This is a genomic window from Peribacillus sp. FSL E2-0159, assembly GCF_038643155.1.
Lineage (GTDB): Bacteria > Bacillota > Bacilli > Bacillales > DSM-1321 > Peribacillus > Peribacillus simplex.
On sequence record NZ_CP152053.1, the window covers coordinates 2,805,818 to 2,828,165 of the forward strand.

A 22,348-nucleotide genomic window follows, 5' to 3' on the forward strand; every position below is an offset into this window, starting at 1 on the left:
ACCCACTCTTTATTTATCCCATAAACAAAGACATGCAGCTTGGTCTCTGTGTTTTCACTCCTGTTATCCGTTAGTAAAACTGTAAAACCTTGAATGAAGTTGGCTTACTGAAGTTAAAAAGACCGGGCAAGACGGAATCCTAGGTCGTCTATGCAAAATGTCGGATGGCTGCGCCGACGACATGAAGCTCCACAACCCCTGGCATCTTCAGCCCAGCTACCTCCTCGAAAAATACGGTAGGTGCCATACACTTGTTCATCATATAAATCCCAACACCATTCCCAAACATTCCCTAACATATCATGCAGCCCCCATGGATTCGCTTCCTTCTTTCCTACTTCATGTATTATGCCCCCTGAATTTTCGCTATACCAGGCAATCTTATTCAGCTCTCCGTATCTATAACCAGCAGTTCCGGCTTTACATGCATATTGCCATTCTGCTTCTGAAGGGAGTCGAAAACCGTTCGATTCCCAATCACAAACAATGTTTTCACCATTAATAGAATAAGACTCTCTCAGTCCAGCTTTCTGTGAAAGTAGATTACAAAAAGAAATAGCATCATTCCAAGAAACATTCACAACAGGTTCTAGATCTCGATCAAAAGAATTAGGTGATTTGTTTGTAATAGTATAGTAGAGATCCGTAGTAACAGGATAACGGGCAAGTAGGAACGGACTTATTTCAGCTTTCCATTTGCTGTTAATTCTATCGTCCCTTAATTGTATTTCTCCCCCTTGAATTTTCACCATTGGATAATCAATGTAACTCAATATTTCCTTTGACAATCTACCTTCCTCCAAAAAAAAATACATTTTACCAAATTTTACCACGACCAGAACCGTTAAATCAATACAAATATTATGTTTGTATTGGAGTTAAATAAGTACTAAAACGATCGTTTTTGAAGAAGGTATGCACACATTTGACTCACTTAGGAGTAGACGGGAATTTTTTCAACAATCAGGTTTTCTCTGTCTATGAACATTCATGCGGGTAAAGGGTCAAGTATAAGCTTCGTTACGTCACCATTCAATTTATATAAATAAGTTTGTAGGTTTAGGAATACAAATTATAAGTGAGGTTATGTTAACTTATTTTATGGAGGAGAGCGATGAACGAGTTTTTGGAGTAAACAGCAAGATTCGAGCATCGGTTTTGGCTGCAAATCTTAGGAGACCATGCCAGGTTCATCCATGAGTCTTTAGCTCCGATTGAAGTGGAGAACATTGAAATTGCCTCAGAATTCATTCAAATTTTTGATACTCTCCTTGGTAAAGCGAATTCGGAAGAGATTTTGCAACTTACTGCCATGGCAGAAGAAGAGGCATTAAGATTTCGAGAGTTTAAGCTAAGCCTAATTAAAGAACATCTGGTAGGTAAAATAAAAATACATCTTTCACCTTCATTCATAAATCATATGGTAAACGAATTAGAAGAATATTTAAGATTATTGAAATACTTCAATTCAAATCAAATGCCGCCTGTTTTCCATGAACTTCATCATCATTTGATTTGGCTTTTAGATGCAGCTGGGCATGCAAGTGCAATATCATCCAATATGGATGAAGTTGAAAAAAGATTAAAGGAGAAAAGTGACCATTATAAAAAACATTTTAATGATTTTTATTTAAAAGCGGTTGAAATGGCTGGATATTTACGGACCAATCTGTCAACATTCCCCGCATTGGAAAAAATGAATGATGATGTTGCATTAGAAATGAAATTTTTTCAGCACTTTCTGCTTGAATTGGAGGAACTTGACCTCAGTGCGCAGGCTCTTGGAACGCTTTCGCCATTAATAGCCGTTCATATGTGGCGGGAAGAATGTTATTATTTAACGAAACTCGCTGAATCGACAGACTCAGAAAGGCCAAACTGCGATCCAGCGAAACCTAGGCTAATGGAGTAAAAATTACACCATGGAGCCCTTTCTATAAAAGGGGCTCTTTATATATTGAATTTAACTACAGAATAGTAGGATATGTATAACTCCTCTAGAAATGTTTGGTCATCAAGTCTTTTTAAGCTTTTTCCATATCGGTTAATTTGGTTTTCTTATTAGTTAATAATGTGGGTTGAAATTTTTAAAGGAAGTTAATTCCTATCCGTATGTTATACTAAAAGAACTAAAATTAATTATAGAAGTATAGGAGTGCTGAAAGATGTTTGGAAATACTTCCAATTTGACGGATGGCATTTATTTTGGAGAATCGTTACCACAACAAATCGCTAAACACATTTTAAAAAAAATCATTGAAGGGGAAATAGAAGCTGGAGAGAAAATCGTCGAAGAAGATATTTCCAAAGAATTGAATACGAGCCGTGCACCAGTTCGCGAAGCCCTTTATCTATTGCAGGTTGACGGTATTGTTGAGAGAATACCGAGGCGGGGAACGATCGTCAAGCCATTTTCACAAAAGGAAATCATTGAGTATAATGATGTTGCAATCGGGCTGATTCAGATGGGCATAGAATTTTCCCAAGGGAAATGGAACGCGGAAAACAAGCAATCATTACGAAAACATTTGGGAATTGCAACGGATGAGTGTGAAAAAAGTAATGTAATGGAGTATCAAAAAAAAGCTGAACAGATATTTCGATACATTTTTTCAATCGCTAGTAACAAGGCATTATCAAGATTTTTTGAGGAAGCCAGTCATATCCTCATGGTTTTTGCCCAAAGTCAATGGAATACAGAAACGATGGAAAATTTCCATTTCAGATTAAAAATGTCTGTTGAGGCCATTCTCGAAGACGATTTCGTTAAAGCAAAAAATGAAATTCATGAAGCTTTGAATCGTGGAGTGATGTAGAGTCTTGGACTCTAAAACCAAATTGTCGACAATCGACATAAAAATTGTTATGATGTAATCGTATTCAAACAAGAATTACATCACCAAGATCAAAGGGAGAAGGGGAGAAATATTATGCAAGCATTTGATTTTACAGAAAAAGTAGCAATTGTTACCGGTGGCGGCGGGGGTATCGGCCGAGCAGCTTCCATAACACTTTCAGAAAATGGAGCCAAAGTGGTTGTTGTAGATCTTTCTGAAGAAGCTGGCATGTTAACGGTAAATGAAATCAAAGAAAAAGGCGGCGAAGCGAAATTTGTTAAAGCCGATGTTACAAAGGAAGACGATATAAAAACTTATGTTCAAAAAACGATAGATTCTTACGGCAAAATCGATATTTTCTTGAATAATGCAGGATGGGAAGGCAAAATATTGCCGCTTGTCGATTATCCTACTGAGGTTTTCGATCAATTAATGTCAATAAATGTACGCGGCATTTTCTTGGGCTTGAAACATGTATTGCCCCATATGATTGAACAAAAAAGCGGGGCGGTCGTGAATACAGCTTCTGGAGCTGGTTTACTGGCAACGCCAAACATGGTGGCGTATGGCGCAAGTAAACATGCGGTTCTTGGAATCACGAAAACTGCTGGTGTCGAAGTTGCTCCCCATGGTGTCCGGGTGAATGCAGTCTGCCCAGGTGTCGTCAACACGGCTATGATGCGGTCGATTGAAAGCGGATTTGGTCAAGGTGATTCCGCGGCAGCTGAAACGGCTAGAAAACAGTTGGAAGCAACGACTCCGGATGGCCGGTATGCTGAGCCGCAGGAAATTGCAAATCTAATGATGTACTTAGTATCAGATCTTTCCAGCCATATTACGGGTCAAGAACTTGTAATTGACGGGGGAGCCATTTTAATCTGATAAGTAAAAAAATTATAGGGGGACGAATATATGAGTTTGAAAGGAAAAGTCATAATAATTACAGGTGCAGGCAGTGGAATTGGAAAGGAAACAGCATTTAAATTAGCTGAACAGGGAGCTATTGTCGTAGCGGCTGATTACAATGATATTGCCGCTAAAGAAACGGCTGAATCTATTCAACAAAAGGGAGGAATGGCTTCTTTTGTGAAAGTGGATGTAGCTAAAGCGGAAGAAGTGGAAGCAATGGTCGAAGCTGCAATTGCCAATCATGGCACCATCAATGGCATTTTCAATAACGCTGGAATTGGACTAGTAAAACCATTTTTAGAGATGGATCCTGAGTCTTACCACAGAGTTGTTGATGTTGACCAACACGGCGTTTATTATGGCATGTATTATGCAGCACGGAAGATGGTGGAGCTTGGTGTAACTGGCGCAACGATCGTTAATACGGCCTCAATATATGGGACGATGGTTTCAATTGGCAGCTTTAATTACCATGCTGCAAAAGCTGCAGTCATCGCCATGACTAAATCTGGAGCAATTGAACTTGCGCAATATGGGATTCGTGTTGTCGGTGTGGCACCAGGTTTTATCGAAACACCGATCATTGGTGATGATCAAGAATTCCTAGACAGTTTGGCACAACTTCATATGAGGAAAAAATTGATTCAGCCAGAAAAAGTTGCTGAAGTTGTAACGTTCTTGTTCTCTGAAAAAGCGGATGCCATTAATGGACAAGTCATTCCTGTTGATGATGGATTCTTAAGCTTTAAAGGGTAATCACTATAATCAAATAGATTTTCGATATAACTTAAAAGGGGAGTTTTGACATATGAGCAATCGATTTGATGGCAAAGTTGTAATCATTACTGGGGCAGGATCAGGTTTAGGGCAAGCAGCCGCATTGGAAATGGCTAAAGAAGGAGCTAAACTTTCATTAGTTGATTTAAACGATGCATCTTTGGAAGAGACAAAAAAATTGATCTTAGAAATTGCTCCAAAATCGGACGTGCTTCTGATCACTGCAGATGTATCGGATGAAGAAGCAGTAAAGAACTATGTAGACCAAACAGTCAACAAATATGGTAGAGTCGATGGATTCTATAATAATGCGGGTATCGAAGGTAAACAGGCCCCTATGGCTGAATACGATAGCGAAGTTTTCAACAAAGTAACAGACATCAATATCAATGGTGTATTCTATGGTATGAAATACATTCTGCCAATCATGAAAGAACAAGGATCAGGGGCAGTGGTGAATGTGGCTTCTGTAGGTGGAATTCGTGCTGTTCTTAACCAAAGTGCGTACGTTGCGAGTAAACATGCTGTAGCAGGTTTAACAAAAACAGCTGCCATAGAATATGGTCAATATGGAATCAGCATAAATGCCATTGCACCAGGAGTAATTTTAACAGCGATGGTAGAAGGTTCATTCAGGCAAATAGGCGGGGAGAATTGGGAAGAAGCAATGGCGGATTTCGTCAGTGTGAATCCTAAGAAACGCTTTGGTAAACCTGAAGAAGTCGGCCGTTTAGTCGCTTTCTTATTATCAGGGGAATCAGAGTTCATCAACGGGGTAGTCATTCCGATTGATGGCGGACAATCATCACAATACTAATTAAGTAAAGGGAGTGCCAGTATTAGGTCACTCCCTTTTTAATCGTATCCTTTATGGTGTTAGAGACCAAAACATTTTTGGATTTGATAAAAACGAAGACTTTCTGGGTTTTCGTTTTTTTTGCTTATGTAAAAAATCAGTTTATAGCCTAAATGCGAACCTTTAGAATAGATTCAAGAACTCAAAACAGATGAACTCATTAAAAAAACGCCATACAAGGCGCTTAACAAAATTTCAAGAAACCAATCGTTATTTTTCTTTATCATGAAGCTTATCTTCATATTCAGTTTCCAGCATACCATACAGACCATTCATTTCTTGTTCATCAGGATCTGCCCCAAACTCATTTCTATTTTTTTTCTTTTTATCATCAAGGATTTCTTCTTTATCATTCTTCCTATCCATACATATCACCTCCACACAATATGGTGTCTCATTATCCGAAAAAACATACGCTGAGTGACCAGGTATTTTTAAGTTTTCTTGCGTTTAAGTTAAGAGTTAAACATAAAATACTAATTCATTACTAGTAATCTTATTTTCAAGAACATTTAATTGGTATTCTAAATAGTTATAACTCTTACTATTTGTTAAGATATAAATATATAACTTAGAGATAACGGAGAGAGAATGTGAAGAAAAAACGTAAGAAACGTAAGAAATCAAAGAATATTTTTGTCATTTTTATCCTGTTTTTTGCATTTTTGCTCATTAAGGAGATCATGAAAACCCCCTATTCCGAAAATGTTTCCACATCGGTAAATACGCTTGATTCTTTTGCGAACGTGAAAAAGTATAGTTCACTTCTCAGAGACGAGTTGGCTAAATACGGGCTTGAGGAGCATACTTCGACATTGATTGCTTTGATGCAGCAGGAAAGCCGAGGACGGGGCGGTGACCCAATGCAGGCATCTGAGTCAGCGGGTCTTGATCCAAATACAATCACAGATCCAACGGAAAGCATTAAGTATGGAGTGAAACATTTTAAGAGAATCAATGAATATGGCAATGAAAAGGACGTGGATTTTGCCACGATCATTCAAGCATATAACATGGGAATTGGTTATATTGATTTCGTTGCGAATAAAGGGGGCAAGCATACTGAGGAGCTTGCGAAGAAGTTTTCCATGCTTCAGGTCGAAAAAAACCCTACCCTTTATGATTGCGGCGGAGACAAAGAGAATTTTCGATACCCATATTGCTACGGTGATTACTCATACAGTGCGAAGGTATCTAAGAACATTGAGGAGCTTGCCGACAGTATATCGGCTCAAGCTGATGGTGAGTGAGGGAGAACAAAAAAGCCTGCTGAATGAAGTAGGCTTTTTTTGTTCATGCTAAAGGTTTCACTTTTGTGGAGTTCAAAGTATCAAAACCAATGTCATTTGTTGTTCAACCACGGAAGGAGGTAGGTATGTTTATAGAGTTTCTCGGATTCTGTAATGATTTGGGAAAGAAGAATATCAATGGAATCAAGTAAAGAGTTTAGGGCTTGATTAACAAAACCACTCTCAAATTGCTCTAATGGCACAGGTAACTCTTCCTCGTCTAAAATAAAGTAGTCCCCGTCTGGAAGTACCAAAATATCAATGATCAAATCCTCAAAGGATACCAACGTATCCGCCATATATGTATTTCTTACAATATTAAAATAGGATCCTAAATAATTCCCTTCGTTATCTCTCCAAATGTATAAATTATAAGGACGGTCTTTCCAATAATGAGCAATCGTATAACTGCCTATAGGAATGGTTAGTTTTATTGGACCCGCTTTCATCGTAAACGAATCCATGATTTCATGAAAAAGTACGACATGTTGATTTTGTGCTTTTAACAGCAAACAGTTATATTCCACAACTAAGGAGTCATAGCAGATTTTTCTTTCTATTATTTCATCGCCACGCTGTAGTGCTGGTGTAAATATATTGTCCATCGTTTCTATTTCTCCCTTAAAAACTATCTAGATCATTTATTTCATTATACTTAATAAGGTTTGTCTTTTCTAATAGAGGGCTCGCCAGGGAAATGGGGGATTAACAGCTTTAAGGAAATTCAAATATTAAAACCTAATTTCACACCTACAATAACGAGAAACTAGGCTTTATTTACTTCAATATCGTACACTTCTGGAATAAACACAACTTACAAGATAGTTGTTTCTTGGACCTATCCTTTATACACTTGCTTTAAAGTTTTTATGTCAATTTTCTTCATTTGAAGCAACGCTTTCATAACTTTTTCCGATTTTTCAGGATTGGCGTCGTTTACCATCTCGGTTAGTTCCGCAGGGACAATTTGCCATGACACACCAAATCGATCTTTCAGCCAACCGCACACTTGCGCTTTTTCGTCTCCGCCTTCGGAAAGTTTTTCCCAATAATAATCCACATCTTCTTGATCCTCGCAATTGATGATAAATGATATTGCCTCTGTGAATTTGAATTGAGGACCGCCATTCAATGCTACGAATGCTTGTCCTTCCAATTCAAATTCCACGGTCATCACTGACCCCTCTTGCTTCCCGTGGATTTGATTTCCTTCATTTCCATAGCGAGTGATCCTACCGATCTTAGAATTTTCAAAGATTGAAGTGTAGAATTTAGACGCCTCTTCAGCTTGTGTATCAAACCACAAGTTGGTTGTGATTTTTTGAATTTTGTTTTTCATAATTTCTCCTTTTCGGTTTACATATTTAGCAGGTTTTTGATAACTAAAATCCTTCTGCTATTAGGAGTATCAGGAAATGCGGATTTTTCGATAAGATTAAATATCTTGAATGTACCCTATTACTATACACCATTTATCAGGAACCAAGAAAGTTATGTAAGGGCTAGTGTGAAGCCATGAACCGTTTTGTGTATTCATTTTTCACAACCCATATTTAACTAATTCCCTTAATTGAAATGACCTTTATATAGCATCCCACCTCTAAGGGTTAACGAAAAATTATTATGCTATGCTAGTTACAGTATCTTTGCCTCCTGGTGATGGAAATTTAAAAAGGATATAGAAACTTTTCACCAGTGAAAAGTCCTATATCCAAATTGAAGGTGAATCAATAAAGGGTCATGTTCATTTCTCAGCTCTCGAAGTTAAATTGCCATTTGATTCCGAATTTATCGGTTAACTGACCGTAAATTTTACTCCAGAATGTTTCTTGGAGCTCTAGACCAATCGATCCGCCTTCACTTAGTTTGTTAAAGATCGATTTAATTTCATCCACATCATTACTGACATATGCCAGGCTGATATTGTTTCCTTCAACAAAAGGCATACCAGGAAAAGTATCTGAAAACATGATATTGCTTCCATTAATATTTAGCCTTGAATGCATGACTAAATCCTTCGCTTCTTCTGGTAGGGTAAATTCCGGATTAGGCGGTGTTTCCCCAAAAGTCATGATATTAGGTTGTTCCGTTCCAAAAACCTCTGCGTAGAACTCTACTGCTTCTCGACAATTCCCATTAAAATTAAGATATGCATCAACTGACATTTATCTCACTCCTATTTTTTTATTTGTTGCTAAAAGTTTATAATGACATAATGTTTCATTATTACCTGACGAAAAATTCCGGTGGTTCAATTCCGAGCGCTCTAAGATAGATATAACCCTGTCCCCTATGATGGATCTCATTTTCCAAAGCATATTGAAGTCTATCAAAGTGGCTTTGTGAGGGACCGAAAAAGGGATCCTTTTCCACCACTCCAAGTGTTTCCTCGGTTATTTCCTCCCACAGTTTCCTAGTATCATCCCTTACTGCCTCGCATGCTGAAACTAGTTCCTCTTTGGTAGAAATTCCAGCAAACGAATCTGGATACTCCCAAACACTAAGTGCAATCCCACGCATATATCCAGTCTCAATGTTCATGATTTCTTTAACCATCTCTGCGAAAGGGCGAAGCTTCCCGGCCGGTGTATAGTGAAATAATTCCTCTTCAGGAAAGGCTTCAACCACCCGGATCGTCAATCTCCTGTTGCCTTCTAATATATTTAACAAACCCTCTTTCGATAGAACCATCATTTCACTCTCCTTTGAGAAATACTCTGTATAGAAGTTCTGGGGAAAATCGAAAAGTCCTGCAAATTTCTGTATATAAAGATTGCACAGCTTTATTAATTTAAACACTGGGGCAATCCCTATTACTATGTATAATTAACCATAAGATAATTTATAAAGGGGAAATGTCATATGTTCGGTTCCTTAAATAGATCAAAATTAATAAAAAACGATTTAAAAGGCATTGCGAAATTAATGTATCAGGATGTGTCAAAAGATACTTGGGATCAAGAGAACCTAACAAAGAGAAATTTAGATTTCACTATGGAAAGCATTCGCTATATAGATGCTTATACGAAAAGATTAAGTACAACTTACATGGGTAGTGAACTTTTAAAGTATCATTTTGATAATTTTGTGATAAGGATAGGTGCCTATATTGGTGAAGTTATAAAAAGGGATATAAATCAAGATTATAAATGGTATGAATATGATTCTGTATATCATTTTTCTTCGACACTTGATGGGGTGCATAGGGGTATAAAAACAGAGACGGTTCTTTATTCCAAAAAGAAAGATATTGTTATCTTACCATTATCCGTGGTTGCGCAATTTCTGGAAGGTAATTCGAAACATACAAATTTCTTGGAATATGCAGAAGAAATAATTAAGCAAAATTCGTAAGAGATATCTGCTTTCCTTAAGCAATTGTGTAGATTTCAAAAACCCTCACTAAATTGGAGAATGGAATTATGGTAAATATTGATTAAATCTTGCATTTATTATACGATTATATTAGTAATATATTTCCAACCAATAATATGCTTATACGTAAACGATATCATTAATAACGGAATCAACAGAAAGGGAGAAAAGCAAATGATAAATAACGTCGGTCAAATTATGTTATATGTAAATAACCAAGACGAGTCATTGAAATTTTGGACGGAAAAATTCGGTTTTAGCGTAATTTCTGAAGAAGATAACGGCCAAGGACTAAGATGGATTGAAATAGCCCCAACAAAGGAAGCACAAACGAGTATCATCCTGCATAATAAGGAATTCATTGCTAAAATGCAGCCTGAATTAAATCTTAATACACCTTCGTTAATGTTTTACTCCGATAATCTTGATGAATTATATAAAGACTTTTCAGAGAAGAATATCAAAGTGGGAGAACTTGTAAATATGCCATCTGGAAGAGTCTTCAATTTTGCTGATAATGAAGATAATTACTTTGCGGTTATGGAAAAGAAGTAACTCTTTTAGTTAAAGATTAAAAAAACATCAAAACGACTAGAAAAACTATTTTTAGTCGTTTTGATGTTTTTTGTTTAAACTACGACATGAAACTATTTAGTCTGCAGGCCTTGGTCCAGCAGGAATTCCAGAGTTCTCAACTGTCTTGATCGGCCGGATTGTTATGTCTCCATTCACGTAAATTTGACAAGATAAACGCAAATGATCCTCCATTCCTTTTTCCTCACACATCTTTTTTTCTTTATGTGTGACCTCCAAAAAATCACCTGCTAATATTTCAACTCTGCAAGTTGTACATTTAGCCTTCCCGCCACACCGGTGGAGAATATTTACACCGTTATCTTCCAATGCTAATACTAACTTTTTTCCCATTTCAACTTCAAACGTTCCTTGGTCAAATACTGTTACATAAGGCATCTAATACCACCTCTTATTATAGGATATCTTTCAATAGGCCATTAACATATCTATTCTCTTACCTTGTCCATATGACATAAAAAAATGTGAAGTCATTATTAATTGATAGTAAAGATGAATAATTAATTATCGTGAAGACAAACTTTAAGTACATTCATAATTATAAATTTAACAAGGCTTAAATAGAGCTAGGGAAAATAAGCATGCCAATTAAGATTTATTGAAAAAAGAGAGTCTAATAATATAAGGGAGGTGCATGCCTGTGAATAATGGCAATTGTGATTTTTCACCAATGAAACAAATGTTAAAAGAGGATATACGGCAAGTAATATCGGCATTACAGGATAACTTAGAAGCAATGGGTGATGAAAATTATTGTCTCCTTGGAAATTTCGAGAAAATAAAGGATAAATTCGTATACATCGATATGAAAGCAGCAACATTTTATTTGAACTGTTATTTGTCACCGTTTACGGACAAATATCCCGAATTATCAATTTGCGTACAAAATTTATCAAATTTGAGACATGGCGGGTTGATAGTGATTCAACGGGGAGATCCACTTGATACTTTGATTCAACCAGGTATCCCAATAGGAGCTGAATTAACCCATTCCTTATTGGAATCAATTTTTTTTCCTGGAAATCCACTACATGATGGTGCCGTATTGGTTAGTCAAAATCAGATTGTTTCCGCAGCAAATGTCCTTCCGCTTTCAGACAGATCAACAGGGGGAAAAAAACTTGGAACACGCCATCGCTCTGCTTTAGGTTTATCTGAACGTAGTGATGCCCTTGTATTAGTCGTATCAGAGGAAACAGGAAGAGTTTCATTTGCATTTAATGGGAACCTTTACCCAATTAATGCTCATGGGCCTATATAGAATTTTTAAGACAATTAAGTCCCATGGTAATTTTAATGTTCTAGGTAATTCACAACCGGAAATTCAATTGTGTAAAAAAACGGAAACGTTGACTTCCATTTTTATCACTTTTAAAATTCAAAAGCTTATTTTCTCAGAATTACAGGTACATAAAAGGTCATGAATTAATTAACCCGGTGATTTTTACCGGGTTTTTGGTTGCTTTTTATATAAAAAAAGGCATATGATAAATAAGGAGTTTCAATCAGAAAAGTTATAAAACGAAAGAGGATTTTAAATGATAACCATTAAAAGTGAACGAGAAATAAATTTGATGCATGAAGCGGGCAAACTTCTTGCTGCGACGCATAGAGAAATCGCAAAAATGATAAAACCGGGCATCACGACTTGGGAAATCGAAGAATTTGTCGATAAGTACTTGGCAGAGCATGGTGCTACACCTGAACAAAAGGGCTATAACGGCTATAAATATGCAACGTGTGCATCAGTAAATGATGTTATTTGTCACGGCTTTCCGCAAAAGAAAGCCCTAAAAGAGGGAGACATCGTTACGATTGATATGGTGGTGAACCTTAACGGCGGTTTGGCGGATTCAGCTTGGACATATGCAGTCGGTGAAGTTTCAGATGAAGCTCAGCGTTTAATGGATGTAACCAAGAATGCTTTATATAGAGGCATCGAAGTTGCACGGGCAGGAAATCGTCTCGGGGACATCGGGCACGCAATCCAGTCATATGCAGAAGGTGAAAAGTTTTCTGTTGTTCGCGATTTTACAGGACACGGAATCGGTAAAACCATGCACGAGGACCCAACTGTCCTACATTATGGTAAGCCAGGTAAAGGTGCCCGTCTAAAAGAAGGTATGGTCATCACGATCGAGCCAATGTTGAATGCAGGAACATGGCATATGAAAATGGACCAAGACGGCTGGACGGCAAGAACGGCAGATGGAAAGCTTTCGGCCCAATATGAACATACCCTCGTCATTACAAAAGAAAATCCGATCATTTTAACGGAACAGTAAACAAAAAGAAGAAACGGCCCATGATAAGGCCGTTTCTTCTTTTTGTTAAGCTATTTCAGAATAAACCTCGACAGAATATTCTGAATTAATTCGCCTCACAATAAATCGAATTCGAAAAATTAGTACTAGGTAGTTAGGCATTAAAAACTTTACTATTATGTGGCAGCACAGGATAATAAGGGGAAGGAAGAAATATTTAATTATGTGTTTTATAAACAGTATATAAAGGGGGTTTTGACAGTGAAGAAAGGGGAGAAACTGTCTGCAACAGTTGAAACGGTTGGGTTGAGCCAGCGGGAATTTTTAACGATTTTTTTACTCCACTCTTTGAGAATAAAAGCGAATTATCCAAGGGCTATTCATCAAGATCTAAAAAATACGTTCACTGGAAAAGTGCATAGCTATGACTATTTATGTAAAATATCCAATACGCTAGTCGAATCCAACCATCTATCACTATATACGAATAAGGGCAGAAATTACTATCAAATTACTGAAAAAGGCAAAGAGCTTTACATATGGTACCAAGAAAATTTCCTGGAACGGTTTTCCGAAGTGAAAAAGGTCATTGATCGCTTCATGTTCGATCTAAGGGGTTCTGGTGAAAACCCACCTGTTCTTAATGAGCTTCCTGAAGAATACAGGTCGTATTTCTCGAAAATAATATCGGTGAAGGACCTTGTCCGTTATATAACTTTAAAAGCCGCTTTCACTAAGAAGCCCATTTACATGGGGGAAATTGGCGATCTGCTTAAAAATCATTTCGGTTGGATCGCTTCAAACGGCTATTTATACGATTTATCTCATGAAATGGAAGAGAACGGCCTTCTTGTCGGCAGGTGGGAAAGTGAAAAACGAACTAAAAGATATTTACGAATTACTGATGAAGGACAGCATCATTACAAACAGATAGCGGATTCTGCCGCCTTTCAAGTCCAGGAAATCCAAAAATACATGGCCAGTGTCGTTATGTTCTTAAAAGAAAAGAGTTAAATGAATCTAAGAAATGGAGCCCCTTAATTTTGCAAGGAGAATGAAGTTACATGCTTAAATTGAATTGTTCAAGGGTAAATGTTACTTAAAACACTTCTTAACAAGGGGGAATGAGTGATGGTGGAAAAACACGATGAAATGGGAAGCATATTCAGTTTCATTAAAGGACAGGTAGATAAGCTGCCCATTTCACAGGCAAAAAAGAACAAAATGCTCGACCAGCTCTTAAAACTTAAAACGATGACAGTTGATGCGAGGGAACCGCGAATTGCACTTGTCGGAAGGCGAGGGTCCGGAAAGTCATCACTGATCAATGCGATGTTTGGGCAGGAACGGCAATATGTCAGTTCCGTTAAATCTGGAACGGGTAAGGGAAAATGGCTATGGTACCCGAGTGATTCCGAGCCCAAAATTCGCTTACTGGATTCACGCGGGCTGGGTGAGAGTGAAGCTCCTACGGAAGAATTCGAAGAAGAAACACCAATGGATGAATTAAAAAAAGCGGTAACCGAAGAACAGCCTGATGTGTTTCTTTTCTTGATTAAAGCAAAAGAAACGGATTCAAGGGTTGAAGAAGATTTACAGGAATTGAAAAAGCTGCGCAAAATCGTTAAAGAGAATCACCATTATGATGTACCCGTCATCTGTGTGGTCACCCAAGTGGATGAATTAGATCCACCACATTATAAACAAGCACCATTTGATGCCAATCCCAAGAAAAAGCAGAATATTGATGAAGCCATCACTTTGATGTCAAAACGATTTAAAGAGAGTGAAATACCACTTTTGAACATCATTCCTATTTGTTCTTATATTGATTTTGATGAAAGCGGAAATATTGAATATGATATGCGTTGGAACATAGATTTGCTTTCTGATTATTTGATCGAGGCCTTACCCAGTGAAGCCAAGCTGAAGACCGCCAAAGCGATGCAGAGCCAATTCGTTAAGAAGAAATTCGCGCGGAAGATAGTGGGAACGTTTACGGCAATCGCCGGTTTAATCGGTGCAGAACCAATACCTTTTGCCGATTTCCCCATTTTGACCGGCATTCAAGGTTTGATGATTGTAGTGATTGGTTTTATCGCGGATAAAGAAATTAATACAAAAACGGCAAGTGAATTCATTGCGGCATTAGGGATCAATGTTGGAATCGGTCTCCTTGTCAGGGAAGGTGTCAGGGCTGCAGTACGATTCATCCCAGGAGCTGGTCTAGCCGTTTCCGGTGCAGTAGCAGGCGCCGTCACATATGGAATCGGGCAAGCAGCGATAGCTTACTTCCTCGAAAACAAAGATATCGATCAGGCGAAGGAAGCTTACAAGAACGCGAACAAAGAATATAAAAATGAAGACATTGACTCTTAATGGGCAGATTCAAACCATAAACTACACTAAGGTGATATGATAAAGTGGAGTTCGCAGTTCTGTTTCTGCTGCTGGATGGTTCAGCATTTTGTTTACTACAGGAGGGATGATCTTCATGTCGTTTTTTCAATCACAGAGGCAAAAAGAATATATACAAAAATTGGAGGAAGCGATTCAGTCCTTTTCCGGCCGATCTGAAGCACTTGATGATTCAAGGGGTTTTCCTTTTGAAAACATTCAGGAGTTAAAGGAATTCGGATATCCCCAATTAACGTTAGCAAAAGAAAATGGCGGATATGGGGGTTCCTTATATGATTTTCTCCTATGCCAAGAAAAAATAGCTCAACATTGTGGCCCAACAGCCTTAGGAATAGGCTGGCATGTCGGAACGGTCCTATCCTTAACGGAGAAGAGACCATGGGAAAAAGGAGTCATGAATGAATTGTTTGATGAAGTGTCGAAAGGCGCCCTCATCAACACAGCAGCTTCTGAAGCTGGAACAGGTAGTCCGACGCGCGGAGGCCGTCCGGAAACGATCGCTATCAAACAGGGTCAACAGTGGATTTTGAATGGCAGAAAGACTTTTACTACACTCTCTCCCGTCCTTGATATTTTTCTAGTAACGGCATGGGTACCCGAGGATGAGCAGCTAGGCACATTTTTAGTTCATCGTGATGTAATGGGGGTAAGTATAGAAGAAACTTGGGATATGATTTCCATGCAGGGGACAGGAAGTCATGATTTGGTGTTAAATGATGTCAGCCTGCCTGAAAAGTATTATGTCATGAAAAGCAATCCTGGTGAGAAAAGAAAACCCGAAGCGTGGCTATTACATATACCTGCTTGCTACTTGGGAATTGCAGTGGCTGCTAGAAATTACGCAGTAGAATTTGCGAAAACCTATTCTCCCAATAGCTTACCAGGACCAATCAGGGACATTCCGAATGTTCAACGGACAATCGGGGAGATGGAACTGGAATTGGGCGAAGCACACCATTTCCTCTACTCTGTCGCGGAAAAATGGGTGCGGCACCCTGAAGATCATGATGAATTATCGAAGCAATTGGGGGCTGTTAAGTTATCGGTCGTCAACAAATCGATTTCCATCGTCGATAAGGCGATGAGAGTCGTCGGAGCCAAAAGCTTACAACGAAATAATCCACTGCAACGCTTCTATAGGGATGTACGCGCAGGACTTCATAATCCTCCGATGGATGATGCAACAATCACCATGCTCGCAAAGTCAGCTCTTTATTAAGTTCGTATTCGGGTATTTTTCTTTTGACACTGAAATGACTTCGTCATTTCAGTGTTTTTTCCTGTTCTTTTAATAACCCTGAATTATCCGCTTTATTTGTTTGGCCCTCTATGCTTTAGCTTACTCTTTTTTTAGTCCCGCATGTTAATTTTACTAGCTTATCATTCTTTATCTTGTTATTATTTAAATACCTGTCTAAATCTTCGAAAAATATCGAAAGTTCGGTGTGAAAATGAATCTTATGACCAAAGATTTACTGATTAACTTTTTAATTATCCTTTTTCCGATTTTTTTATTGCAAATGAGCTATCTTGTGAAATACGTATACCGTTTAGATGCATTAAAAGGATCGTTCCTATCGATTTTCCCTATTCTTTCACTTGTTCTATGCATGCTGTTTCCTGTGGTTATAGAAGAGGATTTTGTTTGGGATCTTAGATGGATCCCTTTTCTTTTAGGGGGTTTGTATGGAGGCTACCGTTTAGGAATCTTCTTAATAGTCATTACTCTTGTTATTCGCTATTTATCAGGGGGGGAAAATGGATTTTATATATCATGCATCACTTTTCCGCTAATTGGAGTTTCCCTGTTTTTTATATCTAAATATTATCTGAAAATGTCTGTAAGTAAAAAAATCCTCATCGGTATATCATTAATCTTTATTGTTCAAATTCTCACACAGTTTATTTCAACAGAAGTATTTGAACTTACTATCGGCATAAGTCTATGGAAACAATACTTCACGATCCAAGTCATAGGAATCGTTGTTGTAATCATACTATGGGAGGTCATCCTCACTAATTTTCAGGTTCTCGAAAAATTAGTGAAAGCGGAAAAATTGCAGATCGTTAGTCATCTGGCTGCAAGCATATCACATGAAGTCAGAAATCCCCTTACTGTTACCAGGGGATATATTCAAATGTTAAGCGAAGACGTGTCTCCCAATACAAAGGTCGAATATGCAAATATTGCACTGAAGGAATTAGATCGGGCCACGGATGTCATTAATGATTATTTGACGTTTGCTGCCATAAGCCCTGAAAACACAGAGCGATTAAGGGTATCCGAGGAAATTCAGCATGTCGTGAACAGCATAAAACCGTTGGCAAACAATAATGGAACAGAATTGAAGTTATCCCTATTCGAAGATGGAGCTTATTATATCATGGGGGAAAGGAAGAAATTCCAGCAGTGCTTGTTCAATATCTTAAAGAATGGGATAGAATCGATGCACCATGATGGAGAAATATACATACATTTAATTCGTCTTGCCTCCACCATCCAAATTAAGATCCAAGATCAGGGAATTGGGATGACACAGGAACAAATATACCGTTTAGGTGAACCTTACTTCACGACAAAAAATAAAGGGACGGGATTAGGCATGATGGTTTCATATAGCGTTATCAAAAGCATGGATGGAACGGTACATGTTTCAAGTGTACAAGGGAAAGGGACATGTTTCTCTATTAACCTGCCCATACATGGAAACGAGCCTATTTGAGTTTAGTGTAAATTGACGGTTTTACACTCATAGATTACAATTTAAGTAAACTACCAATTTTTATGAAATGATTCAATAACGCATTTGATACCTAAGGGAGATGATTGAATGAAATCGCTTACAGATGGACAAATCATTTGGGAACCGACAAAGGAACAAATCGAGCAAACGGTATTGACTCAATATGTGAAATGGTTAAAAGAAAAGAAAGGTTTAACATTTCATGATTATCATGAATTATGGAAATGGTCGGTAGATGAACTGGAGGAATTTTGGGCTTCCATTTGGGATTATTGTGATGTAAAAGCCGGCAGGAAATATGACAGGGTTTTAGCTGAGCAATCAATGCCAGGTGCGAAATGGTTCGAGGGGGCAAGGCTAAATTATGCTGAAAATGCATTATTGAATGATCAAGAAGAGAAAACGGCGATTTTTTTTCGTTCCGAACATATCAGGCAGCAAGAGGTTAGCTGGAAAGAGCTGAAAGAAAAAGTAGCTTCTGTCGCCCATTCATTAAGGGAACTTGGTGTGAAATCCGGTGATCGTGTTGTTGCTTATATGCCAAATATACCTGAAGCGGTGATAGCTTTCTTGGCAACAGTAAGCATAGGTGCCATCTGGTCCAGTTGTTCACCTGACTTTGGGGCAAGAAGTGTCATAGATCGTTTCAAACAGATTGAACCGGTTGTATTACTGGCGGTTGATGGGTATCAGTACAATGGAAATGTATATGATAAAACACCAGTCGTCTCACAACTTAAACAGGAATTGGTCACTGTCAAGCATACCGTGTTGATTCCTTACATAGAAAAAAAGAATTTGGAAGAAAATCTGGCAGATACGATTCCTTGGGATGACCTTTTAAAAGAAAAGGCAGAATTATCTTTTGAAAGTGTTCCGTTCGATCATCCGCTTTGGATTCTCTATTCATCAGGTACAACCGGGATGCCAAAACCAATTGTACAAGGACATGGCGGTATATTATTGGAGCATTTTAAATCAACAAGAATCCATCAAGGCATGACCTCCGAGGATACTGTATTCTGGTTTACGACGACAGGCTGGATGATGTGGAATCTCCTTATGGGTGGTTTGCTTAATGAAGGGACCATCGTCCTTTATGACGGCAGTCCTTCTTTTCCCAATATGGATGCCCTTTGGGAATTGGCTGAGGATGCTGGCATGACTTTCTTTGGAACAAGTGCACCATTTCTTACGAATTCCATCAAGTTAGGAAACAAGCCCATGGGAAAATATGATTTATCGAAATTGAAGGCTCTTTTTTCCACTGGAGCTCCATTGTCTGGCGACGGTTATAAATGGGTGTATGATAATGTCAAGAAGGATATCTGGCTCAGTTCATCCAGTGGCGGAACCGATGTATGTGCCGGATTTGTAGGTGGTGTTCCAACATTGCCCGTGAGAATCGGAGAGATACAAGGAAGGGCTTTGGGTGTTTGTGCTGAAGCCTTTGATGAGCATGGTCAAACATTGATTAATGAAGTCGGTGAATTGGTCATTACCAAACCGATGCCGTCCATGCCGCTATACTTCTGGAATGATCAAGACGGGACAAGATACTACGAGAGTTATTTCGATACGTATCCTGGCATATGGAAACATGGTGATTGGATAAAAATCGACGACAAGGGCAGCTGTATCATTTATGGACGTTCCGACTCGACCATCAACCGTTCTGGTGTAAGGATGGGAACCAGCGATATCTACCGAGTCGTCGAAGCGATTGACGAGGTGATGGAAAGCCTTGTCATTGATAGGGAAGTGCTTGGCCGCGGTTCCTCACTGCTGCTGTTCGTTGTTCTTAAGCCCGGTAAAATACTGGATACAGCATTGACGGCAAAAATTAAGGAACAAATCAGAGGGCATGTGTCCCCTCGCTTTATCCCTGACCAAATCCATGTCGTTGAACAAATTCCTAAAACGTTGAACGGAAAGAAAATGGAAGTCCCGATACGTAAAGTGTTATTAGGTTTCGAGTTTGATAAAGTAGTGAATGCAGACTCCATGGGAAATCCAGAATCGCTATTGTTTTTTAAAGAATTAGCTCTTGAGTTGAATGAGAAAAAAATATTCTAGAATTCAGGCGGAGCAAAAAGCTCCGCCTTTTTTAGTTTAATGGGCCTGGTGCAATTTCCCCAACAAGCACTTCTCCATTTCTGGATATGTGTTTTTATTTTCGAAGTCAATATGAAAATATTTTTACACGATGAACGAAAAAGGAAAGCTCATTAGCATAAATCCAGAGCTGAAGGAGTAATAGTTCATGATTATGAATTTCGGTGAACACCTGGATGACGATAAGAACTAGCCAACAGTGTCCCTGTAGGCAATATACCCAATAATGACTCATTATTTTTGAATAGTATTTTTATAATTAATTTATAGGAAGCAGTTAGAGGGCTATGAAGAAGCAGGAGAAAGATAAACGGGAAAAGACGTAATATCTTTTGCGAAGGTGTAATCGCAACTTCCATGTGGCGGAGGTGGATTTTCATTCTTTGCAATAATTGGTATGTTTCTGCTGAAAGATAAACCAGAAAGGAAATGGTGCCTATAAATTCGATTACACTGGCTTGTTCATTTTTACCATTATAATGATTGCCTTGAATGTATTTATTAATTACGGAGCAGATTAGGATGAACAAGTCCGGTTTCAATCGTCCTACTCGCTGCCACAATCATAGGCATTATTGTTTTAATCGTTGTGAATAGCAAAGATATCGTTCTGATTGATTTTGCTGTATTTCAAAATAAGCCATATACAGGTGGCAAGCTCACTTGGCAGTGCATTCGGCGTCGCGATTTCTTCAGCTGCTGTTTACGGCGGAATAGCAGCAAATTGAAAGCTTGAAACAGCGACTTCTATAGGGATTTTCGTAAACGTTATATTCGCTGTTCTTACAATATCATCTATTATCTTTTTGGTGCAAAAGATACAGCTAAAACATCTAATGCTCCTAAAAAATCACCTGCTAGTAGCAACCGGAACCCTATTGCAGAATAATTAGCTGTTGGAAATGTAAAATGCCACATTTAACGGCGTTTTCGAAAAATAATGAAGGGATGAAGAGATTATGAGAAGTGAATTAATGTAAATGCTAGAATCCCGTACGGATGAAATGATTGAAATTCGTAGATACCTTCATGAAAATCCTGAGCTTTCTTTTAAAGAAGAAAAGACAGCTCAATATATTATCGATTTTTATAAAGAAAAGGACGTAGAAATTCAATCTAATTTAGGTAATGGATACGGAATTATTGTGACCATTAAAGGTGGAAAGCCTGGAAAAAACATCGGTCTTCGAGCTGATTTTGATGCGCTTCCAATTGTTGAAGAAACGGATGTACTCTTTAAATCAAAAAATGAAGGCGTTATGCATGCGTGTGGTCATGATGGACATACAGCCTACTTGTTAGTCTTGGCGGATTGCCTCATTCAATTAAAAGATGAAATTCCAGGTACAATCAAAATTATTCATCAGCTTGCGGAAGAAGTTCCGCCAGGCGGGGCAAAGAGTATTGTAGAATCCGGCGTGATTGACGATTTAGATAATATATTTGGCATCCATCTGTTGCCAATGGATTCAGCAGGAGTTGTTGGTTATCACGCTGGATACTCTTTTAACGGCAGGGCTTATCTAAAATTAAAAATTCAAGGCAGAAGTGGACATGGTTCCTCACCACACCTAGCGAATGATGCCATTGTAGCTGGTGCTCATTTTGTTACAGCTGCTCAAACGATTATTAGCCGTCGATTAAGTCCTTTTGATATTGGTGTGATTACTATTGGATCTTTTGATGGAAAAGGAACATTTAATATAATTAAAGACAGCGTAGAGCTTGAAGGCGATATCCGTTATATGAGTGTTGAAACAAAAGAAAAAATTGAAAAGGAAGTTAAACGCCTTGTAAAAGGACTAGAAGAAGAGTTTGGAGTAACATGTGATCTTACATATACGAATGACTATCCACCTTTATATAATGATCCCGATCTAACAGGAAAGGTTGCTGAGTTTCTTAAGAATGCAAAGGATAAAGATATTAAAGAAGTAATGGAATTTCCAGCAATGCCGCCATCTGAAGACTTTGCTTACTATTCTGAAAAAATCCCTTCCTGCTTCTTTTACATTGCTTGTACACCTAAAGGAGTAGAAAAACCTTATTTTAATCATAATCCTAAATTTGATATCGATGAAGATGCCCTTCTCGTGGCAGCAAAAGCAGTAGGATATGTTGTTTGTGGTTATTATGAGTTAGATTAAGGGAAGAATAGAATCATTTGTAA

Annotated in this window: 23 protein-coding genes and 1 pseudogene; 16 read left to right on the plus strand and 8 right to left on the minus strand. The window is 38.2% G+C overall.

The features are described from left to right. Positions 1-113 precede the first annotated feature (113 nt). Positions 114-752, minus strand: a complete 639-nt coding sequence (locus NYE63_RS13750) for an SUMF1/EgtB/PvdO family nonheme iron enzyme (protein ID WP_342605763.1) — start codon at positions 750-752, stop codon at positions 114-116. Positions 753-1,114: 362 nt separating this feature from the next. Between NYE63_RS13750 and NYE63_RS13755 the strand changes: the two are divergent. The 5 genes and pseudogenes from NYE63_RS13755 to NYE63_RS13775 all read left to right on the plus strand — a co-directional run bounded on the left by NYE63_RS13755 (position 1,115) and on the right by NYE63_RS13775 (position 5,340). Next, positions 1,115-1,912, plus strand: a pseudogene (locus NYE63_RS13755) (DUF2935 domain-containing protein). Positions 1,913-2,165: 253 nt separating this feature from the next. Next, positions 2,166-2,816 (plus strand): GntR family transcriptional regulator, encoded by a 651-nt coding sequence (locus tag NYE63_RS13760; protein ID WP_342605571.1) that lies wholly within the window; start codon positions 2,166-2,168, stop codon positions 2,814-2,816. Positions 2,817-2,930: 114 nt separating this feature from the next. Continuing rightward, positions 2,931-3,719 carry a glucose 1-dehydrogenase gene (locus NYE63_RS13765; protein WP_342605572.1) on the plus strand — a complete coding sequence of 263 codons (789 nt, stop codon included), beginning with the start codon at positions 2,931-2,933 and terminating at the stop codon, positions 3,717-3,719. Between the two features lie 30 nt (positions 3,720-3,749). Next, positions 3,750-4,502, plus strand: coding sequence for an SDR family NAD(P)-dependent oxidoreductase (locus NYE63_RS13770; RefSeq protein ID WP_342605573.1), 753 nt, complete (start codon positions 3,750-3,752; stop codon positions 4,500-4,502). 52 nt (positions 4,503-4,554) lie between these two features. Next, positions 4,555-5,340: a glucose 1-dehydrogenase gene (locus tag NYE63_RS13775; RefSeq protein WP_342605574.1), complete on the plus strand. Its 786-nt coding sequence runs from the start codon at positions 4,555-4,557 to the stop codon at positions 5,338-5,340. A gap of 249 nt (positions 5,341-5,589) precedes the next feature. Here NYE63_RS13775 and NYE63_RS13780 read toward each other — a convergent pair whose 3' ends face one another. Next, positions 5,590-5,745, minus strand: a complete 156-nt coding sequence (locus NYE63_RS13780) for a DUF4021 domain-containing protein (RefSeq protein ID WP_098372249.1) — start codon at positions 5,743-5,745, stop codon at positions 5,590-5,592. Positions 5,746-5,972: 227 nt separating this feature from the next. Here NYE63_RS13780 and NYE63_RS13785 point away from each other — a divergent pair, with 227 nt between their 5' ends. After that, positions 5,973-6,629 carry a lysozyme family protein gene (locus NYE63_RS13785; RefSeq protein WP_342605575.1) on the plus strand — a complete coding sequence of 219 codons (657 nt, stop codon included), beginning with the start codon at positions 5,973-5,975 and terminating at the stop codon, positions 6,627-6,629. Positions 6,630-6,721: 92 nt separating this feature from the next. Here the strand turns inward: NYE63_RS13785 and NYE63_RS13790 are convergent, their stop codons facing one another. The 4 genes from NYE63_RS13790 to NYE63_RS13805 form a co-directional block, all read right to left on the minus strand. Beyond that, the gene (locus NYE63_RS13790; protein ID WP_342605576.1) at positions 6,722-7,273 is read right to left on the minus strand and encodes a DUF402 domain-containing protein; all 552 of its coding nucleotides are present in this window, start codon (positions 7,271-7,273) and stop codon (positions 6,722-6,724) included. A 233-nt stretch (positions 7,274-7,506) separates the two neighbouring features. After that, complete coding sequence (locus NYE63_RS13795) at positions 7,507-8,007, minus strand: VOC family protein (protein ID WP_342605577.1); 501 nt, start codon at positions 8,005-8,007, stop codon at positions 7,507-7,509. Between the two features lie 412 nt (positions 8,008-8,419). Next, entirely contained in the window at positions 8,420-8,833 is a 414-nt protein-coding gene (locus NYE63_RS13800) for a VOC family protein (RefSeq protein WP_342605578.1), read from the minus strand. 61 nt (positions 8,834-8,894) lie between these two features. Continuing rightward, complete coding sequence (locus NYE63_RS13805) at positions 8,895-9,362, minus strand: DinB family protein (RefSeq protein ID WP_342605579.1); 468 nt, start codon at positions 9,360-9,362, stop codon at positions 8,895-8,897. 168 nt (positions 9,363-9,530) lie between these two features. Here NYE63_RS13805 and NYE63_RS13810 point away from each other — a divergent pair, with 168 nt between their 5' ends. Continuing rightward, entirely contained in the window at positions 9,531-10,022 is a 492-nt protein-coding gene (locus NYE63_RS13810) for a hypothetical protein (protein ID WP_342605580.1), read from the plus strand. A gap of 195 nt (positions 10,023-10,217) precedes the next feature. Then, a complete protein-coding gene (locus tag NYE63_RS13815; RefSeq protein ID WP_342605581.1) occupies positions 10,218-10,598 on the plus strand; it encodes a VOC family protein in 381 nt (126 codons plus the stop codon). A 96-nt stretch (positions 10,599-10,694) separates the two neighbouring features. On the opposite strand, the gene NYE63_RS13820 is transcribed toward NYE63_RS13815, so the two are convergent. Then, the gene (locus tag NYE63_RS13820; protein ID WP_342605582.1) at positions 10,695-11,015 is read right to left on the minus strand and encodes a 2Fe-2S iron-sulfur cluster-binding protein; all 321 of its coding nucleotides are present in this window, start codon (positions 11,013-11,015) and stop codon (positions 10,695-10,697) included. 262 nt (positions 11,016-11,277) lie between these two features. Between NYE63_RS13820 and cdaS the strand changes: the two genes are divergently transcribed. The 7 genes from cdaS (at position 11,278) to NYE63_RS13855 (ending at position 20,139) form a co-directional block, all read left to right on the plus strand. Next, positions 11,278-11,898, plus strand: a complete 621-nt coding sequence (cdaS, locus tag NYE63_RS13825) for a sporulation-specific diadenylate cyclase CdaS (protein ID WP_342605583.1) — start codon at positions 11,278-11,280, stop codon at positions 11,896-11,898. Between the two features lie 277 nt (positions 11,899-12,175). Next, complete coding sequence (gene map, locus NYE63_RS13830; protein WP_342605584.1) at positions 12,176-12,922, plus strand: type I methionyl aminopeptidase; 747 nt, start codon at positions 12,176-12,178, stop codon at positions 12,920-12,922. A 240-nt stretch (positions 12,923-13,162) separates the two neighbouring features. After that, positions 13,163-13,915, plus strand: coding sequence for a helix-turn-helix transcriptional regulator (locus tag NYE63_RS13835; protein ID WP_342605585.1), 753 nt, complete (start codon positions 13,163-13,165; stop codon positions 13,913-13,915). 117 nt (positions 13,916-14,032) lie between these two features. Next, on the plus strand, positions 14,033-15,280 hold the full coding sequence (locus NYE63_RS13840) for a GTPase (protein ID WP_342605586.1): 1,248 nt from the start codon (positions 14,033-14,035) through the stop codon (positions 15,278-15,280). Between the two features lie 115 nt (positions 15,281-15,395). Beyond that, positions 15,396-16,538 carry an acyl-CoA dehydrogenase family protein gene (locus NYE63_RS13845; RefSeq protein ID WP_342605587.1) on the plus strand — a complete coding sequence of 381 codons (1,143 nt, stop codon included), beginning with the start codon at positions 15,396-15,398 and terminating at the stop codon, positions 16,536-16,538. Positions 16,539-16,851: 313 nt separating this feature from the next. Then, on the plus strand, positions 16,852-18,042 hold the full coding sequence (locus NYE63_RS13850) for a HAMP domain-containing sensor histidine kinase (RefSeq protein WP_342605588.1): 1,191 nt from the start codon (positions 16,852-16,854) through the stop codon (positions 18,040-18,042). Between the two features lie 108 nt (positions 18,043-18,150). After that, positions 18,151-20,139, plus strand: coding sequence for an acetoacetate--CoA ligase (locus NYE63_RS13855; RefSeq protein ID WP_342605589.1), 1,989 nt, complete (start codon positions 18,151-18,153; stop codon positions 20,137-20,139). A 191-nt stretch (positions 20,140-20,330) separates the two neighbouring features. On the opposite strand, the gene NYE63_RS13860 is transcribed toward NYE63_RS13855, so the two are convergent. Further along, entirely contained in the window at positions 20,331-20,720 is a 390-nt protein-coding gene (locus NYE63_RS13860; protein WP_342605590.1) for a hypothetical protein, read from the minus strand. Between the two features lie 438 nt (positions 20,721-21,158). Here NYE63_RS13860 and NYE63_RS13865 point away from each other — a divergent pair, with 438 nt between their 5' ends. Continuing rightward, on the plus strand, positions 21,159-22,325 hold the full coding sequence (locus tag NYE63_RS13865; RefSeq protein WP_342605591.1) for an amidohydrolase: 1,167 nt from the start codon (positions 21,159-21,161) through the stop codon (positions 22,323-22,325). Positions 22,326-22,348: the final 23 nt, after the last annotated feature.

Bases quoted from the DNA above. Each gene is read 5' to 3' on its own strand.
- NYE63_RS13750 (WP_342605763.1), bottom strand. From the start codon at position 752: ATGGTGAAAATTCAAGGGGGAGAAATACAATTAAGGGACGATAGAATT.
- NYE63_RS13760 (WP_342605571.1), top strand. From the start codon at position 2,166: ATGTTTGGAAATACTTCCAATTTGACGGATGGCATTTATTTTGGAGAA.
- NYE63_RS13765 (WP_342605572.1), top strand. From the start codon at position 2,931: ATGCAAGCATTTGATTTTACAGAAAAAGTAGCAATTGTTACCGGTGGC.
- NYE63_RS13770 (WP_342605573.1), top strand. From the start codon at position 3,750: ATGAGTTTGAAAGGAAAAGTCATAATAATTACAGGTGCAGGCAGTGGA.
- NYE63_RS13775 (WP_342605574.1), top strand. From the start codon at position 4,555: ATGAGCAATCGATTTGATGGCAAAGTTGTAATCATTACTGGGGCAGGA.
- NYE63_RS13780 (WP_098372249.1), bottom strand. From the start codon at position 5,745: ATGGATAGGAAGAATGATAAAGAAGAAATCCTTGATGATAAAAAGAAA.
- NYE63_RS13790 (WP_342605576.1), bottom strand. From the start codon at position 7,273: ATGGACAATATATTTACACCAGCACTACAGCGTGGCGATGAAATAATA.
- NYE63_RS13795 (WP_342605577.1), bottom strand. From the start codon at position 8,007: ATGAAAAACAAAATTCAAAAAATCACAACCAACTTGTGGTTTGATACA.
- NYE63_RS13800 (WP_342605578.1), bottom strand. From the start codon at position 8,833: ATGTCAGTTGATGCATATCTTAATTTTAATGGGAATTGTCGAGAAGCA.
- NYE63_RS13805 (WP_342605579.1), bottom strand. From the start codon at position 9,362: ATGATGGTTCTATCGAAAGAGGGTTTGTTAAATATATTAGAAGGCAAC.
- NYE63_RS13810 (WP_342605580.1), top strand. From the start codon at position 9,531: ATGTTCGGTTCCTTAAATAGATCAAAATTAATAAAAAACGATTTAAAA.
- NYE63_RS13815 (WP_342605581.1), top strand. From the start codon at position 10,218: ATGATAAATAACGTCGGTCAAATTATGTTATATGTAAATAACCAAGAC.
- NYE63_RS13820 (WP_342605582.1), bottom strand. From the start codon at position 11,015: ATGCCTTATGTAACAGTATTTGACCAAGGAACGTTTGAAGTTGAAATG.
- map (WP_342605584.1), top strand. From the start codon at position 12,176: ATGATAACCATTAAAAGTGAACGAGAAATAAATTTGATGCATGAAGCG.
- NYE63_RS13840 (WP_342605586.1), top strand. From the start codon at position 14,033: ATGGTGGAAAAACACGATGAAATGGGAAGCATATTCAGTTTCATTAAA.
- NYE63_RS13845 (WP_342605587.1), top strand. From the start codon at position 15,396: ATGTCGTTTTTTCAATCACAGAGGCAAAAAGAATATATACAAAAATTG.
- NYE63_RS13855 (WP_342605589.1), top strand. From the start codon at position 18,151: ATGAAATCGCTTACAGATGGACAAATCATTTGGGAACCGACAAAGGAA.
- NYE63_RS13865 (WP_342605591.1), top strand. From the start codon at position 21,159: ATGCTAGAATCCCGTACGGATGAAATGATTGAAATTCGTAGATACCTT.